Genomic DNA, 15134 nt, shown 5'->3' on the forward strand with positions numbered 1-15134 from the left:
CTTTACATGACCCAAGTTTTTTCTGATGAACTTGAAGAAGATGAGTCATGTAAAGTCATAACCCCTTTTCTCATCACGGAAATGTCAGTTTAGTGTGTTACGTCCCTCTAAACAAGCTCAGCCTAACTTATCATAAGGCAGAATTTGCTTACCAATAGCAAAAATAAGCTCTTTATATTCTTTTTTCTCTTGTTGCTCAAAAATGGGCTGAAACTGCGTGGTTTTTGCTAAAAAGTTTAACGCAATGTCGTCAAGAATGATTCTTGTTTCATGTTTCGAAGTTTCACTCTTGGATTGTTCCGAAGTCAATAAGCCTTTAGGCAGTATGTTGCTTGCCCCATCATGCTTTCCTTTTCCATCAGGGCATTTAGCGATTTTTGTAACAGAATTGATAACATCACATAAATTAAAGATATCAAACTGAATATTTTTAGTTAGCGGATTGTTTGAAGTTGAATTCGCTGAGTTAATTTCGAGAGTGAGTGATTTTAATTCTTCTAATGACTCAACTTTACAATACTGATAAACAGTGAGATAATACATGTTCCAGTCACCACTGTAGAACAAAGCGATATCTTCTGCGCCTAAATTTTCTTTTCTTAATTAAAGGATGTTTTTTATTCGTTTTGAATTTTATCGAATCGTTCAACCTTTCAACTAACGAACCTTGTGGATCACTTATCACATCACCGATAGAAATTTGGTATTTTTTTTGATAGTGGCTCTGGATTCATTCGGCGAGATCCTAAATATGCAATATTTCCCTTCTTTTGTTTGAAAAACAATAATAACGTGGAAACTATCTGGATCAATGTACTTTTCTTCTTCATTTTTTTCTTTCAAAATCGAGGTAATTTTTTGTTCAGAGATAGGCTTGTCTGGAATAACTGTAAGCTTTATAGCTTGCTAGCCTTGGATGTCCTTTATTTGGGAATCAAAATTAAGTTTCTGTTCATTGTCATTTCGCATATTATTTTTCTCTCAATTAAAGTTATCGCCCCGGAGTTATCAGTTCCAAGGACTCACTCAGAGTATAATGTCACTAGTGTATTATCAGGAAATTTCTGATTAAACCTTTCAAGGAGGTAAAATTAAGCTTTAGATTAAAAGCTCTCAGATAAACTTAAAGAGGGGTTAAGTCGAACCCTGCTGCATTCCGAATAATATTAATTCTGCATCGTTTTTAACTTTCAATTTTTTAAATATCGCAATGCGATAAGTGGAAACGGTTTTGGGACTAAGGTGAAGCTTTTGGGCAATGGTTTCTGTAGGAACTCCTCGCACCATCATTAAAAGGATTTCCATTTCACGATCAGAAATACTATCCAAAACGCCAGAAACTTGGCCGGTCACCTTAAGAAATAGCCAATTGATTGGCTATTTTAGGACTAATAATTCGCTTACCTTTCTGAACTTCTTTTATGGTTTGAATTAGTTCTTTTTGTTCGGCCTCCTTAGTAAGGTAACCGTGTACACCGACTTCAAGCAATCGGCGAGAGAAAGTTTTATTCTTTTCATTAGTCAGGATAATCACTTTGGTTTCGGGATATTGTCGAAGCAGCTTTTGACTGATGTATAAACCGCTAAAATCCGGCAAGTGAACGTCAAGCAAAAGAACGTTGGGTCTTTTTTCACGAACACTGGCCAACGTCATTTCTCCCGTTTCTGCTTCTCCAATAACTTCCACGCCCGAAGCATCCTTTAATAGGAGCTTCAATGCTTCTCGGACTAATTGTCCATCATCCACGATCAGAACAGAAATCATCGGCCACTCCTTTGAAGCTATTTACACTCTTAAGAAAATATTAAAAGAAGAGACTGTTATTCGTTCAGATCAATGGCTTTGCCTTTCATTTCCGGTAATAACAAAGTGACTAAAATGCCGGTGAGATAAACAATTGCAAGAAGCGCCATGGTGTAGCGTAATCTTTGGGTGTGAAAATGTGAGGTAAGAAAAAAGCATCTACCTTACCCCAAGCGGCTGAAATTCCATAGGCTCTTGCGCGCAAACTGGTGTGGTAGTTCCGAAGGAATTAAAAAAGTGGTGGTATTCGGGCCAAAATTAACGAAGAAAAAGCTGATGCCAAAAATGGCAATAAATAACGGGATGTGCGGAGTTAAGTGAGAAATAAGCGTGATAGTGCCGTAAGCACTGCAATCATAAAAAACAAACATTTACAAAAATTTTCTCCCAATGCGCTCGATATAAGTAGCGGCTAAGAGATAACCAGGGGCAGCAAAAACAAAAAAGTTAAAGCGGTTAAAGGGGTATTAGTGACTAATTGAGCTTAAGGATTAAGCCATTTTAAAATAGGCACTGATGAGACGCTGTTTTCATAAAAGGCGACATCCAGCAGAGACCATGCACTCGCCGTCCCAATGAGATGGACGAGCCATTTTTTTCAAATAAATGGTGCTGTAGGTGAGGAGTCTGCTGGGATTTAATTTTTTTGGCAAAGCCGGCGGCGATTTTTTCAAAAGATAGTGGGGCGTTTCTTCAATTTGTCGTCGGAGATAGAAAACAGAAATAGCTGGGATGACCCTAATACCTAGCAAAATGCGCCAAACCAGCGTGTGCGAAAGCGAGGTGACCAATAAAAAAGAAGCCAATAAAGAGCCTACCACTAAACCGATCGCTTGCATGGCAAAGACGAGTAAGACTAAAAAACCACGTCTTTGACTGGGCGCATATTCGCTGGCGATAATAGTGCTGGAAGGATAATCAGCACCAATGCCTAAACCGACGACTATTCGAGAGAGCAAAAGCCACCCGTAGGAGGGGGAAAATGCAGAAAGAATGGCTCCAAAAAAAATAATAACTTCTACACCATATAGCCTTTTTCGCCCAAATTTGTCAGACAAAAGACCAAAAGAGATGGCGCCAATAGCGGTAGCAGCCAGTGCGGCGCCATTTAATAAAGCCAGTTTAGAAATGGCAAAATGCTAGATAGGGGTGAGGATAGTGGTAACGACACCGATGATAAATAAACCATACGCACCAGTAAAAAACCACCCCTGCCGTAAAAACGATCCGTCCATGGAATGCTTTGATATTATTCTTATCATCCTTCACGAGGATAACCCATCGCATCAAGACCTGAGCACAACGAGCTGCATTTGTTGATCGGGCTCCAGATTGTTGATCGCTTCTTTGAGTTCTCGGTAGGTTAAATCATTTTGATGGTTAGCGAGAATTTGTTGGAAATCTTCTTCAGAAGGCTCATCGATGTTCTTAAGAAATACAACACCTTCTTTTGCGTGAGATGCACGGGCTCGCGCGATGATTTCATCGACAATAAGCAAGCTTAAATCAAAAAGCACCACTTTCTTCTTATTCTTTATCCCTCATTGAAGATAACATACCAAGTAAGCGGAAAGATATAAGTAGGGGATTTAGTCGTCCGTCACTCCTGCGCAAATTCGTCATTTTGCACAGTCAGGCCTAGGCAGCACCGAAGGTGCGTTGCGCAGGTCTCCGCCTGTGTGGGGATGAGGGATTTGCGCAAGAGTGACAATTTGTCGGCATGACGGGCTTTAGGTTTTTTGGTTTTTATCATTTGCGGTAATGATAGCTTCCCCTCCTAAAATGACCATGATTTTTTAATTGACATCGCCGTTAAACTGATATATTCATAGGCGAAAATCGCGGTTAATAGCCACAGAATAGGTTTTATATGCAAAGATGAAACTTGAAACGATCACTTCTATCGCTGAGAGCAGGCCTATACAGCCTGTTTTTGCTTTTAGGCCAGTCGCTTTAGGGCGTGCTGCCAATTACTTCTGCACGCAATTCGGTGGACGAGTTTTGTATGCAGTAAAAACTAACCCTGAAAAGCATGTGATTCAAGCTGTCCACGCTCATGGCGTGACAGCCTTTGACGTTGCTTCTTATGAAGAAATCCGCATTATTAAGGAGTACGCTCCGGGAGCAGAACTTTACTTTATGCACCCCGTGAAATCGCCGCATGCGATTCGTAAAGCGTATTTTGAATACGGCGTTCGTCATTTTTCTTTGGACTGTCTTGAGGAGCTCTGCAAAATCTTGCGATATACGGAAAATGCGAAGGATCTTTGTTTGTATCTGCGATTGGCAATACCTAATACGTTTGCAGAATTTAATTTGGCCGAGAAGTTTGGCATTAATTTGCATGAAGCCCCAGAGTTGTTGAAGCAATTGCGAAAGGTGGCTTATCAGCTCGGCGTGACTTTTCACGTGGGATCACAATGCATGCATCCTGACGCCTATCGAATTGCCATTCGAATGGCGGACAAAGTAATTAACGAAGCTCAAGTGGAAATTGAATCTTTTAATGTCGGCGGTGGTTTTCCTTCTATTTATCCGGGTATGATTCCTCCGGCGCTGACTATTTATTTTGAAGCGATTCATGACGAATTTGCTAAAGTGGCGCAAAGAGATCCCGGAATTCAATTGCTATGCGAGCCTGGACGTTCGTTGGTAGCAGAAAGTACATCAGTCATTGTGAACGTGGAATTGAGAAAGGACGATATTTTGTATATTAATGACGGAACCTATGGCAGTCTTTTTGATGCGGGTATTCCACACTTCATTTTTCCTGTCCATTTATTGCGACCAAAGCACACGGCGGATGTGGATCTTTTTCCGTTTAGCTTTTATGGTCCCACGTGTGATTCGTTGGATTATATGAAAGGTCCCTTTTATTTGCCTAATGACATCAAAGCGGGCGATTATATTGAAATTGGGCAAATGGGCGCTTACGGCCGTACCTTATCTACTGCCTTTAACGGGTTTAAGCAGCGGGAAGGCGTTATCATGGTTTCTGATGAACCCTTGATGACCATGTATTCGGATGAATATATTACCCACGAACCGCTTGAAGTCATCGCTGCCTAATCCAATAACCTTTTGAGGAAACATTGATGAAAAATAAAAAGCTATCGATGCCTTCGTTAAAAGAAAAATTGCTGCAAGAAACGATTGAGCATATTGATATCACGCGTTTTGATGCGCGTCCTATTATCGACGCTATGGATCATATGTCTTTCACCTCGCGTGATCTTGCGCATGCAACGCAGATTTTTAGTAGAATGCTGCAAGATGAACAATGCAGCATTATTTTGTCCATCGCCGGTTCGACCTCGGCAGGTGGCTGCATGAAACTGTACGCCGATTTAGTGAAGTACAATATGGTCGATGCGATTGTGGCGACAGGCGCCAGTATTGTGGATATGGATTTTTTTGAAGCATTGGGTTTTCGGCATTATCAAGGGAGCCCCGCTATTGAAGATTGCCAGTTGCGGGATTTATATATCGATCGAATTTATGATACTTACATCGACGAGGAAGACCTTCAGCGTTGCGATCACACTATTTATGAAATTGCCAACTTGCTTGAGCCGCGTCCGTATAGCTCGCGTGAATTTATCCATCACATGGGGGCTTATCTCGCTCAAGGGAAAGCGAAGAAAGAAGAATCTTTAGTGCAATTAGCTTATGAACATGACATGCCTATTTTTTGTCCTGCCTTTACCGATTCTTCTGCAGGTTTTGGTTTGGTTTTACATCAAGTAAAAAATCCCGATCGCTATTTAACAATCGATTCGATTCGAGATTTCCGCGAATTGACGGACATTAAAATTAAAGCGGGTACCACCGGTTTATTGATGATTGGTGGCGGTGTGCCCAAAAACTTTGTGCAAGATACGGTAGTTTGTGCAGAAATCATTGGTAAAACGGTAGATATGCACAAATACGCAATTCAAATCACCGTGGCCGATGTACGCGATGGCGCGTGTTCCAGTTCAACGCTTAAAGAAGCGTGCTCGTGGGGTAAAGTTAATACGGCTTATGAGCAGATGGTATATGCGGAAGCGACCTCGGTCTTGCCTTTGTTAGCGAGCGATGCTTACCATCGCGGTTATTGGAAAGATCGTTCGCCTCGACAATACGCAAATTTATTTAAATCGGAATCAAAATAATGAAGTGCCTTCCTCCTGAAAAAGCCTTTTTAGGACTTGAGCAGCAAAAGACCGTCTCTTATGAAAAAGCCAAAGCGGTGATAATTCCTTTTGGGCTTGAACGTTCGGTTAGTTATAGAGGAGGAACGGCACAAGGGCCGGCGGCAATGATTGAAGCGTCTTTTGAAGTAGAATTATTTGATGAAGCGCTTTGGTGCGAACCTTATCGCGATATCGGCATCGTGACGTTGGAAGAACCTAAAATCGAAGCCGATATGCAAAGCGCATTGAAACAACTGGAAACGTTAGTACAACGGGTATTAGATGACGAAAAATTTCCATTCGTTTTTGGAGGCGAACATTCGATTACGGCGGGTTCTATTCGCCCATTTGTAAACGCCTATGATAACTTAGCGATTTTACATTTTGATGCTCATGCAGATTTGCGCGATGGCTATGAAGGCGAGCATTATTCGCACGCATCTGCTATTAGACGCTGTTTGGATTATCCTAGTGTGGAAGTCATTTCAGTCGGTATTCGAAATATTTCAGCGGAAGAAATTCCCTTTTTTAAGGCCAACCGCAATCGCATTCATATTTATTGGGCGAAAGATAAAAAAACTTGGGATATTAACAAAATCGTCGCGCCTTTAAAAAATCGCCATATTTATCTGACTTTCGATCTTGACGGTTTTGATACCAGTTTAATGCCTGCCACTGGGACCCCCGAACCCGGTGGCCTTTTTTGGAATGACGCCCAAGAAATTATTACCGCGACTAGTCAAGTAGGTACTATTGTGGGTGCTGATATTAATGAATTAGCTCCTATCCCTGGATTCCACAGTTGCGATTTTTTAGCCGCAAAATTAGCTTACAAAATTCTTTCATCCGCCTTCAAGTAGCCCGAGTAGCCCGTATGGAGCGAAGTGGAATACTGGAATGGAGCTTCTTTTTAGGGGTAACGCCTCTTATCATCGTCAGACTTCTCATTAATTTCTTCAATGTATTTTTTAAATAAAGAACAGTAACTATTGATTAGCGTTTCCCGTGCTTCTTTTGAAAAATCGAGTAAAAATCCAGCGGCACCGAATCCTAAAAATGCTTTTACCGAAATGCTTACTCGAAATGCTTACTAATTAGTGAAAATATGTCAGGAAAAGTTGATTTCATTTGAGATTTAGTTTTCGAAAGTTTAATCTTTTTAAAAAGGGTTACTAACCCTATCAAAATAAGAGCGAGAATAAAAATAACAAGCCCGCAAATAAACGCAGAGAGTATTGGTTCTATGTGGGTGGTAAGGTAAAAATAAAATGAAGTAAGCACAAACCCAACACCTAGTAGCACCAATACCCATGCCGTCAAAAGAAGGACAAAGGCAAGTACAAAACCCACTATCATTTTATTTTCTTCGAGCGACCATGCGGCTAATTATTCCAGCGCCAAATACGTACCCGAGAGTTGCTAACGGTTTCTTTTTGCATTTGTTTTCTACTGAATGAATGACATCCTGTTCTCGATTGAAAAAGTTATTTTTCATCATGCTAGCCTCCGTTTTGCTAAATGAATTTAATTTGTGAATAATACTACTGAGATCACCCCGTAATTTAGCGTCGTCATCACTAAACGTAGCGAACTCTTGCTTAATAGAGTTGGTTTTATTTTCTTTGGCCATAGAGACCTCCTTTTTGACTTTTGCGACGAGCTTTCAAAGAAAATATAGCAATCGGCAAGAATAATGCAAATAAACTGACCAGAAAACGGCCTATTCTTTGAGGAATGAGGTCCCGGCGTATATAACTTATAATGTAAGGACAAGCTAAAACCGACTGATTTTGTATTTTTATGGTAAAAATAAGACGATTATTATTGGTGCGGGCCAAACGGGACCGAGATTGAACAACTGATGAAGCACTATTCTGTCTCAGCTCACAATTCTTTCATTTTACTAATGCTAAATCCCCACGCTTCGGCGAGCTTTAATTTAGGTGGAACGATTACTTCATTGGGGGATTCGTTAAAACATCAACGAGTACAGGACCATCGACTTTAAAAGCGCGTTTAACAGCGTTTTTGAGTTGATCGTGGCTTTCAACTCGAATGCCTTCGCGGACCATTGCTTTTGCACAATCGGCCAGATTGGGATTGTGTAAGGAACCCCCCCATTCTGGGTAGCCGCTGGCTTCCATTTCCATCTTCACTAAACCTAGTTTTAGTTTTCCGTTATTAAATACGAAAGCTTTAATGGGTAACTGATGGGAGACTGTAGTGATAAAATTCCCTATTAGCGTTGTAAACCCGGCATTACCGCACATCGCGCCGACTTGGCGGCTGCGATTCAAGCCTTGAATGTCAATTGCTTGCGCAAAAGCATTGGCTATGGAAGCCAGATTAAATGAAGCGATAAAATCGCGCTACCCCTTTCATCTCTATTTATCGTGCCATCCAAATAATCGTTTCCCCTGTGTCCGCAGTGAACACAGCGTTATCGCTGGTATAGTGGTTGATAAGATGAGCCACCGCTTGAGGGCGAATGGAGTTATTTAACGGTCGAGTAGCGCGTTTTAACATCCGTTCTTCCCATTCTTTGCGCTTTCGTTGCGTTCGTTTTAAATGCTTGTCACTTTTCTTTTCCTTAATCATGCGTAAAAGCGCTGTTACGCTCGCTTTAACATCGCCGACGACGTTTATTTTACATTACAGCGCCTTGCCTAAATGTTCAGGAAGGGTGTCGATTTGAATAATTGTTTTCCCTTTCGGGTAGTAAAATTGATGGTAGGGGAAATCCGTTCCCAGCATTAATAGCAACTCACATGACTCCATTGCCTCCATGCCACAAATGGTGCCGAACATGCGTCCAATAACGGTTTTCATTTAGGAAAACCGCTTTCCCTTTAAGAGCGTAAATAATGGGTGATTTTAACTTTTGCGCTAAGTCTAAGATTTCTTGAGTGGCGCCGCGGGCTCCCCAGCCTAAAGCTTTGGTGATAAAAGGGGTTTTATAATAAATTTTTTGAGTGGATTACAAAGCCGTATTTAAAGATTTCGCCGTTGAAAATTTCGATTGAAGATTAGCTTGGATGAATCGAATTAAATCAGCACTGCTTGCATACATCCTATTAGCTGCTAGCAACGTAGCATCTGTGAAAGGAATCGCTTTTTCAGCTGAATTGCAACCTTGCGCGAGGTTATTTTTGTTCTACGGTGTTTGAAAATAAGTATAAGAAAGTTTAAGTGGCTTTAAAATTGCATCTGCAACTGACTTTTTATAGCTCCCGGTAGTCGATTGGATTCTCATTCCCACCAGGGCCCTAACCGAGGTTCGAATACATCTTTATCTGTACCTATCGGCTCTTTGGGCGTCCATTTATTGAGATAGGTAATTAACTGAGATTGCTTCGTGACAGGGGGTGTGAATAAAGAAAGCCCTGAAGTGTGTGTTAATAATATTAAATTCTGGATTTTTTAATTGGGTAAGATAATGTGAAACAGGAGGATTAAGATTAATTTTTTTGGCTTGGTCTAAATAAGCTGCCATCGTTGCAGTAAATAATTTGGTAAGGGAAGCAATGCGAAAAAGAGAATATTGGGTTACTGGCTTTTTGGATTGTCGTGATAATACGCCATAATCAAAGAAATAATTTTTCCCATTAAAAGTGACGGCCGCCGCCAGCGCATTTTTTCCGAAATAACAAAGAGAAACAGTTGGTATTATTTTGTTAATTGATTTTATGCCTTTCTCACTTTGGTGAAAAAATAAGGTCTGTATTACAGACAGAAATAAAATTTTCACCATCCTGAATGAATAATTTTTGATCAATTTTTGCTAGTGTTTTACTAGGGCGTGCCGTTAATTAACGCTGCCTGTCGTCCCGCGCCTTGTCCGTGGGATCCAGAGAGCCACATTAAGTTTTAGAAATTGGCTAGTTAATTAAGTATTTTGGGATATCCCTTTTGTAAAAATAATGTTATTCCAGGATTTACATCGAAATATGATGTACATCAATTGGTCTATTACGAAGTACCTCAAACTATAATGGAGGCTGCACGACGTGAAAGACGATTTAAAAATTGCTGTAGAAAATGGAAATTAAATGTTACTGAAAAAAACAATCCAACATGGCGTGGCTTATATGACGAGATCTGTTCCTAACTGGATCTCGTGGACAAGCCGCGGGATGAGGCGGGCAGGGTTAATTGACGACCCGCCCTAGTCTCGGCGGCAGGGATACGTTACCATAATAGTGGCAAAATAATCTCAGTTAAGGGTCACCTATTCATGGCTATCGTTCAAAATGGCGATGCTTCTATTGAAGTCTCTTCGAATCAACAGGAGCTCTTTTGTCTGGGGGATTGGACTGTCAGTCATCTTTCCCCATTAGAAGACCAATTACCCCTCTATGCCGACCAACTCTCAGAAAAAGTAATCATTCGTGCAGATAACATTACCAAAATTGACAGTGCAGGCGCTTTGTTATTTTATACATTGATTAATCATCTCAAGTCATTGGGTAAAGCAATAGAAATTACAGGCTTAAGTGAAAATGCTCAATCTCTCCTTAAGATTATTGCCAATGAATCAAAATTTCTTTGCCAATCGTTGCCGTCTCCGGAAATGCCGGGAGCCGTTTATTTATTGGGGGAATGGGCGATGACTAAATGGAGGCTGCTTATTGATTTTCTTACTTTTGTGGGAGAAGTAGCGACGACAGCTAGCCAAGGTATTCTTAAGCCGCAGCGAATACAGTGGCGGGCAATTTTACGAGCGATAGAAGAAACAGGATATCAGGCTTTACCCATCGTGGCTTTGTTAAGTTTTTTAGTCGGCGTGGTGCTAACTTATCAAATAGCTTTGCAGTTAGATAGCTATAATGCCGATATTTTCGTGGTTGATATTGCGGGCACAGCTATTTTACGCGAATTTAGCCCTTTAATTACCGCAATTATTGCAGCAGGGCGAACGAGCACCGCATTTACCGCTCAAATTGGTACCATGAAAGTAAATGAAGAAATTGACGCTTTAAATACCATGGGGGTTGTCCCCATTGAACATTTGGTATTGCCGAAACTTATTGCTTTAATTATTTCGTTAACGTTATTAACGGTGTGGACCGATATTTTTGGAACGTTTGGGAGCATGATGATGGCTAAGTCCCGATTAGGTATTGGGTATTTAGGCTTTTTAGATCGATTTCACCATGCCATTGCTGTGCGACATTATATAGCAGGATTGATTAAAGCACCGGTTTTTGGATTAATCATTGCGGCAGTAGGTTGTTTTCAGGGTTTTCAAGTTGGTGCTAGCGCAGATAGTGTGGGTCAAAAAACGACGCAAAGTGCCGTGCAATCTATTTTTCTTATTATCATTGCAGATGCTATTTTTTCAGTGATATTCAATTTACGAGGTATTTGATGGCCGCCATTGAACCTACCGAGCCTCTCATTGAAATTCACGGTTTATGTAATGAATTCGGTGAGCAGCGGGTTCATGATGATTTAAACTTAACCATTCATCGAGGTGAAATCGTTGCTATTATTGGTCCAAGCGGCTGCGGTAAAACCATCTTATTGCGCAGTATTTTGATGTTGCGAAAACCTACGGCCGGTACGATTAATGTTTTTGGAATTAATGTTTTGGAGTGTAGTAGAGCGGAAGCCTTATCGGTGCAGCGCCGCTGGGGCGTAATGTTTCAAAGTTCAGCATTATTTAGTTCGCTGCGTGTTTTAGAAAACGTGTTATTCCCTTTGCATGAATATTCCCATTTGCATTCGGAAGCGCAAACAAAATTGGCACTTTTAAAAATTGTATTAGCCGGTTTAGATAGAGAAGCTGCCCATAAGTACCCAGCAGAGCTCAGCGGCGGTATGAAAAAACGTGCTGCTTTGGCGCGCGCCATGGCTTTAGATCCGGAACTGCTATTTCTCGATGAGCCCACCGCTGGGCTTGATACAAAAAGTGCCCGAGAATTGAATGAGTTAATTTTGCACTTGCGTAAAACGCTTGAATTCACTTTCGTTATAGTGACTCACGACTTAGATACATTATGGCAGGCGCCTGATCGCGTGTTTTTTTTGGGGGAGGGTAAAGTGTTAGCTGCGCTGCCTATGAATGAGCTTGTCCATCACAAGCATTGGTTAATCCAGGATTATTTTAGTAGTGGGAAAAGAACGTTTCGTGATAAACTCGAACGAGGAGCTAAGGATGGACACAAAAGTTAATTATACCGTTGTTGGTTTTTTTATTATCTTGTTGGGTGCCGCTTCCATTATTATTTTATTGTGGTTCAGTACATTTCGGCACCGTCAAACATTCGACACCTATCTCGTTTATATGCACGAAGAAGTGTCGGGTATCAGCACACAAACGCCAGTGCGTTTTAACGGTGTTAAAGTAGGCTATGTGCAAAAAATCGAAATCAATCCCGTTGATCCTCAACAAGTGGTTTTGACTTTAAAAATTCAACACGAAACTCCGATTAGCACGAGCACGATTGCCACCTTAAGATCGGAAGGTATCATGGGAACTGATTATATGGCCTTAAAAGCGCTGACTGCAACGGCGCCCCCTTTAATTGCGAAATTGGGAGAAAAATATCCGGTCATTCCATCCGAACCCTCGTTGCTAATGAAATTGAGCACTGCTTTGCAGGAAGTCACTAAAACGATTAAAGAATTAAGCGATAATGTGGGTAAAGTTTTTGATGAAGAAAATCGCCGAGCGATCAGCGTAAGTTTAGTTAATATCCAAAAAGTCACAAAAACGCTTTCGGATAATTCTGAAAATATTGATGCAACGTTGCATTCAATGAAGCGGCTCATGAAGAACACTGCCAAAGCCAGTGAGCAGTTGCCTACTATTATGCACCAATTACAAGACGCCTTAGCAAATATTAAAATAACAGCCAGACAGTTCGATCGCGCGGGCCACGGAATAGAATTGACAGTGCATGATGCCCATACCGCCATCCAAAACATGTCCACTCAAATTTTACCGACCGTGCTGCCATTATTAACTAAATTAAATGCCACAGCCGCTCATTTACAGCAACTTAGCATTGAGTTACAACATAATCCATCGATGTTGGTCCGAGGCAAGTATCCTCCGCTGCCTGGGCCGGGAGAAAGATAATTGTGAAAATTATTAAATTTATTTTAATTATTTTTTTTGCTATTAACCTTGTAGATTGCGGGCCCGTTGTTGTTCCTCCCATTTCTTATTATCAATTAGATGATTTAAAATTGGTAAGATTACCGCCGCATTCAAAAACTCATTTGACAATTTTAGTATCGATGCCAATACCTAACCCAGGTTATCAAACTTCGGCTATGATTTATATGTTAACACCCTACGAATTGAGTAGATACGCCAATAGCCGGTGGGTGGCCCCGCCCAGCGAAATGTTGATGCCTTTGTTGGTACAAGCGTTACGACAAACTGGTTATTTTTATGCGGTTGTTTCGCCGTCCTCTGTTGGAATGACTCATTATCGTCTTGATACACGTTTACTGAAATTGCAGCAAGAATTTTTCTTTCCGATCAGTCGCATTCGATTGACTATGGAAGCTTCGTTAATAAGAAGCGCTACTAATCACGTCGTTGCCAATCATCTCTTTGAAGTGCTTGTAGCAGCCCCCATGAATAATCCTTACGGAGGTGTATTAGCGGCAAACAAAGCCGCCGCTATTATGAGCTATCGCATCGCACAATTCTGTGCCGCTTACACCCGCTAATCATTTTTTAATCTCAAATTGACAGGTATCCAGCGTTTGTTTAGGGGATCCGCAAATATAATCTTTGTGTTGAGGATTATACTTCCAACTGATTGATTTTAAATGTGATTTTTCGAAGGGATAATACATACTGGAGAGTAAGATAGCCCATTTATTGTTGGTCGTTTTGCAAGTACAGGAAATGCGTTTTTTAACGGGGGAGTAGGCAGCACCTCCAAAATCTTTAGGCGCTAAAGTGCTATCAGACTCCGAGGGGCGATAGGGCTTCCAGCCTTGGGGCTTATCGAGGTCCAGTAGCCCTTGGATCTTTTTGTATATTTTTTGGATAATTTGAGGCCAAGATGTTCGTTGAAAGACCGATAGGAAACCTTCCCAATACGGCTAAACATATATCTGAATACCGTTTTATTCTTTCTTTTTCATGTGAATAAATGTAAAACAATTTATAGATAATATAGCCATTGTCTCTCCAGAATGTCGATTTGACTTGGATTGTAGATAGCAAAGTAGGAAGGTGGCTCGTGTCGATCAGTCCAATGTTGAAGGGAGGTAAGATTAAAAACACTAACACTTAAACAAAGGCAAACAAGAATCAATCAATTTAATTACTTTATTATAACGCTTCCACAGATCGCTTATCCACAAATGAGACTTCCAAAATTGGGTGAAGCAAGAGATATTGCTAGGAGATTCGGGACCCTTTAAATCTAGCTGGCTACGAAAGACTTCTTTTTTCTCATTCTCAAAATTTTTGTGAAATACGTGAATTATATTCCCATAATTTTTATTTTTATTGTTTAATTCTGCCTTTAATTTTTTTAAACTCTCTTTAGTTTTCCTAACAGAGCGTTGTCTTTATCGATTATTTTTTATAACCATCAATTATAGGTTCTATTTCTTTGACTACTGTGAAAAAGTCTTGATCTTTAGCTAAAGGTAGTGGTTTTTTTGTCGCATCCAATGCAGCAATTCTTTGTTCTATTATTCTGCTGGTTCGTTTTATTTCTATATCGTTATCTAACGATTCCATTACTTTTTTGTAGTGAAATTAAACGTATTTTGAGAAAGGGCTAGTGTGTTATGGGGTGCTTTAAGTTCTTCTTGTCGCTTCTCCATCTGATCTTGTATTCTAGGATCAGGCTCGCAATGAAGCCATTTTTCCAGCCAGTGGTGGTAATTCTTGGAAGAAATATCTCAATCGATCTTCGCCTCTGAGAGAGAAATTTTTTAACACAATAATAACGATAGGCAAAATATAAGAAAATTTCATAACGACAAACTAAAATTTTAATACGGGTTAAATCTCCCTTTATTAATTGATGTTTTTTATTATTATAAATATAATATAAATATAATTGAAAATGTGAACACTAAGACTTTAAAAAGACTGAACTTCTGCACACGAAGGAAAGCGATGAATTTATCTTCTGAGCAGGCGGAATTAATGGAAAGGTTTGTTTTAATTGAAG

16 protein-coding genes and 5 pseudogenes are annotated in these 15134 nt (G+C 40.4%); 8 read left to right on the forward strand and 13 right to left on the reverse strand.

Annotated features, from left to right (window positions below):
* Window positions 1-117: 117 nt before the first annotated feature.
* From OWO34_RS03385 to OWO34_RS03400, 4 genes and pseudogenes are all read right to left on the reverse strand, one after another.
* On the reverse strand, window positions 118-543 hold the full coding sequence (locus tag OWO34_RS03385; RefSeq protein ID WP_267256555.1) for a hypothetical protein: 426 nt from the start codon (window positions 541-543) through the stop codon (window positions 118-120).
* A 591-nt stretch (window positions 544-1134) separates the two neighbouring features.
* Window positions 1135-1765, reverse strand: a pseudogene (locus OWO34_RS03390) (response regulator).
* Window positions 1766-2334: 569 nt separating this feature from the next.
* Entirely contained in the window at window positions 2335-2934 is a 600-nt protein-coding gene (locus OWO34_RS03395) for an MFS transporter (RefSeq protein WP_323808262.1), read from the reverse strand.
* Window positions 2935-3099: 165 nt separating this feature from the next.
* Window positions 3100-3342 (reverse strand): annotated as a pseudogene (locus tag OWO34_RS03400) (DUF3775 domain-containing protein); the annotation flags it as partial.
* A gap of 340 nt (window positions 3343-3682) precedes the next feature.
* Between OWO34_RS03400 and OWO34_RS03405 the strand changes: the two are divergent.
* The 3 genes from OWO34_RS03405 to speB are packed head-to-tail and all read left to right on the forward strand — an operon-like array spanning window position 3683 to window position 6839.
* Window positions 3683-4873: a type III PLP-dependent enzyme gene (locus OWO34_RS03405; RefSeq protein WP_267256556.1), complete on the forward strand. Its 1191-nt coding sequence runs from the start codon at window positions 3683-3685 to the stop codon at window positions 4871-4873.
* A gap of 23 nt (window positions 4874-4896) precedes the next feature.
* Window positions 4897-5958, forward strand: coding sequence for a 1,9-bis(guanidino)-5-aza-nonane synthase (locus OWO34_RS03410; RefSeq protein ID WP_267256557.1), 1062 nt, complete (start codon window positions 4897-4899; stop codon window positions 5956-5958).
* The gene (speB, locus tag OWO34_RS03415) at window positions 5958-6839 is read left to right on the forward strand and encodes an agmatinase (RefSeq protein ID WP_267256558.1); all 882 of its coding nucleotides are present in this window, start codon (window positions 5958-5960) and stop codon (window positions 6837-6839) included. Before OWO34_RS03410 ends, speB begins: the two co-directional genes overlap by 1 nt.
* Window positions 6840-6889: 50 nt before the next feature.
* Here speB and OWO34_RS03420 read toward each other — a convergent pair.
* The 6 genes and pseudogenes from OWO34_RS03420 to OWO34_RS03445 all read right to left on the reverse strand — a co-directional run bounded on the left by OWO34_RS03420 (window position 6890) and on the right by OWO34_RS03445 (window position 9730).
* Window positions 6890-7335, reverse strand: a pseudogene (locus tag OWO34_RS03420) (hypothetical protein).
* A 1-nt stretch (window position 7336) separates the two neighbouring features.
* Window positions 7337-7609, reverse strand: coding sequence for a hypothetical protein (locus tag OWO34_RS03425; protein ID WP_267256559.1), 273 nt, complete (start codon window positions 7607-7609; stop codon window positions 7337-7339).
* Window positions 7610-7931: 322 nt separating this feature from the next.
* Window positions 7932-8339, reverse strand: a complete 408-nt coding sequence (locus OWO34_RS03430; protein WP_267256570.1) for a thiamine pyrophosphate-dependent enzyme — start codon at window positions 8337-8339, stop codon at window positions 7932-7934.
* Window positions 8340-8367: 28 nt separating this feature from the next.
* Entirely contained in the window at window positions 8368-8577 is a 210-nt protein-coding gene (locus OWO34_RS03435) for a hypothetical protein (RefSeq protein ID WP_267256560.1), read from the reverse strand.
* A 54-nt stretch (window positions 8578-8631) separates the two neighbouring features.
* The gene (locus OWO34_RS03440; RefSeq protein WP_267256561.1) at window positions 8632-8808 is read right to left on the reverse strand and encodes a hypothetical protein; all 177 of its coding nucleotides are present in this window, start codon (window positions 8806-8808) and stop codon (window positions 8632-8634) included.
* A gap of 493 nt (window positions 8809-9301) precedes the next feature.
* Window positions 9302-9730: a serine hydrolase gene (locus OWO34_RS03445; protein ID WP_267256562.1), complete on the reverse strand. Its 429-nt coding sequence runs from the start codon at window positions 9728-9730 to the stop codon at window positions 9302-9304.
* A gap of 162 nt (window positions 9731-9892) precedes the next feature.
* Between OWO34_RS03445 and OWO34_RS03450 the strand changes: the two are divergent.
* From OWO34_RS03450 to OWO34_RS03470, 5 genes and pseudogenes are all read left to right on the forward strand, one after another.
* Window positions 9893-10087, forward strand: a pseudogene (locus tag OWO34_RS03450) (GIY-YIG nuclease family protein); the annotation flags it as partial.
* Window positions 10088-10213: 126 nt separating this feature from the next.
* Window positions 10214-11347, forward strand: coding sequence for an ABC transporter permease (locus OWO34_RS03455; protein ID WP_267256563.1), 1134 nt, complete (start codon window positions 10214-10216; stop codon window positions 11345-11347).
* Entirely contained in the window at window positions 11344-12153 is an 810-nt protein-coding gene (locus OWO34_RS03460) for an ABC transporter ATP-binding protein (RefSeq protein ID WP_267256564.1), read from the forward strand. The genes OWO34_RS03455 and OWO34_RS03460 overlap by 4 nt, the downstream gene beginning before the upstream one ends.
* On the forward strand, window positions 12137-13063 hold the full coding sequence (locus OWO34_RS03465; protein WP_267256565.1) for an MlaD family protein: 927 nt from the start codon (window positions 12137-12139) through the stop codon (window positions 13061-13063). The genes OWO34_RS03460 and OWO34_RS03465 overlap by 17 nt, the downstream gene beginning before the upstream one ends.
* Window positions 13064-13065: 2 nt before the next feature.
* Window positions 13066-13665, forward strand: coding sequence for an ABC-type transport auxiliary lipoprotein family protein (locus tag OWO34_RS03470; protein WP_267256566.1), 600 nt, complete (start codon window positions 13066-13068; stop codon window positions 13663-13665).
* Here OWO34_RS03470 and OWO34_RS03475 read toward each other — a convergent pair.
* From OWO34_RS03475 to OWO34_RS03485, 3 genes and pseudogenes are all read right to left on the reverse strand, one after another.
* Window positions 13666-14127, reverse strand: a pseudogene (locus OWO34_RS03475) (hypothetical protein).
* Between the two features lie 400 nt (window positions 14128-14527).
* Entirely contained in the window at window positions 14528-14695 is a 168-nt protein-coding gene (locus OWO34_RS03480) for a hypothetical protein (protein WP_267256567.1), read from the reverse strand.
* Between the two features lie 105 nt (window positions 14696-14800).
* Window positions 14801-14935 (reverse strand): hypothetical protein, encoded by a 135-nt coding sequence (locus OWO34_RS03485; RefSeq protein ID WP_267256568.1) that lies wholly within the window; start codon window positions 14933-14935, stop codon window positions 14801-14803.
* Window positions 14936-15134: the final 199 nt, after the last annotated feature.

The sequence above is a fragment of the Coxiella endosymbiont of Ornithodoros maritimus genome (assembly GCF_907164965.1).
Lineage (GTDB): Bacteria > Pseudomonadota > Gammaproteobacteria > Coxiellales > Coxiellaceae > Coxiella.

What these genes read in the sequence shown, in the direction of transcription:
- OWO34_RS03385 (WP_267256555.1), bottom strand. Translation starts at nt 543, where the DNA reads ATGTATTATCTCACTGTTTATCAGTATTGTAAAGTTGAGTCATTAGAA.
- OWO34_RS03485 (WP_267256568.1), bottom strand. Translation starts at nt 14,935, where the DNA reads ATGAAATTTTCTTATATTTTGCCTATCGTTATTATTGTGTTAAAAAAT.
- OWO34_RS03455 (WP_267256563.1), top strand. Translation starts at nt 10,214, where the DNA reads ATGGCTATCGTTCAAAATGGCGATGCTTCTATTGAAGTCTCTTCGAAT.
- OWO34_RS03435 (WP_267256560.1), bottom strand. Translation starts at nt 8,577, where the DNA reads ATGATTAAGGAAAAGAAAAGTGACAAGCATTTAAAACGAACGCAACGA.
- OWO34_RS03405 (WP_267256556.1), top strand. Translation starts at nt 3,683, where the DNA reads ATGAAACTTGAAACGATCACTTCTATCGCTGAGAGCAGGCCTATACAG.
- speB (WP_267256558.1), top strand. Translation starts at nt 5,958, where the DNA reads ATGAAGTGCCTTCCTCCTGAAAAAGCCTTTTTAGGACTTGAGCAGCAA.
- OWO34_RS03465 (WP_267256565.1), top strand. Translation starts at nt 12,137, where the DNA reads ATGGACACAAAAGTTAATTATACCGTTGTTGGTTTTTTTATTATCTTG.
- OWO34_RS03440 (WP_267256561.1), bottom strand. Translation starts at nt 8,808, where the DNA reads ATGAAAACCGTTATTGGACGCATGTTCGGCACCATTTGTGGCATGGAG.
- OWO34_RS03425 (WP_267256559.1), bottom strand. Translation starts at nt 7,609, where the DNA reads ATGGCCAAAGAAAATAAAACCAACTCTATTAAGCAAGAGTTCGCTACG.
- OWO34_RS03445 (WP_267256562.1), bottom strand. Translation starts at nt 9,730, where the DNA reads ATGGTGAAAATTTTATTTCTGTCTGTAATACAGACCTTATTTTTTCAC.
- OWO34_RS03480 (WP_267256567.1), bottom strand. Translation starts at nt 14,695, where the DNA reads ATGGAATCGTTAGATAACGATATAGAAATAAAACGAACCAGCAGAATA.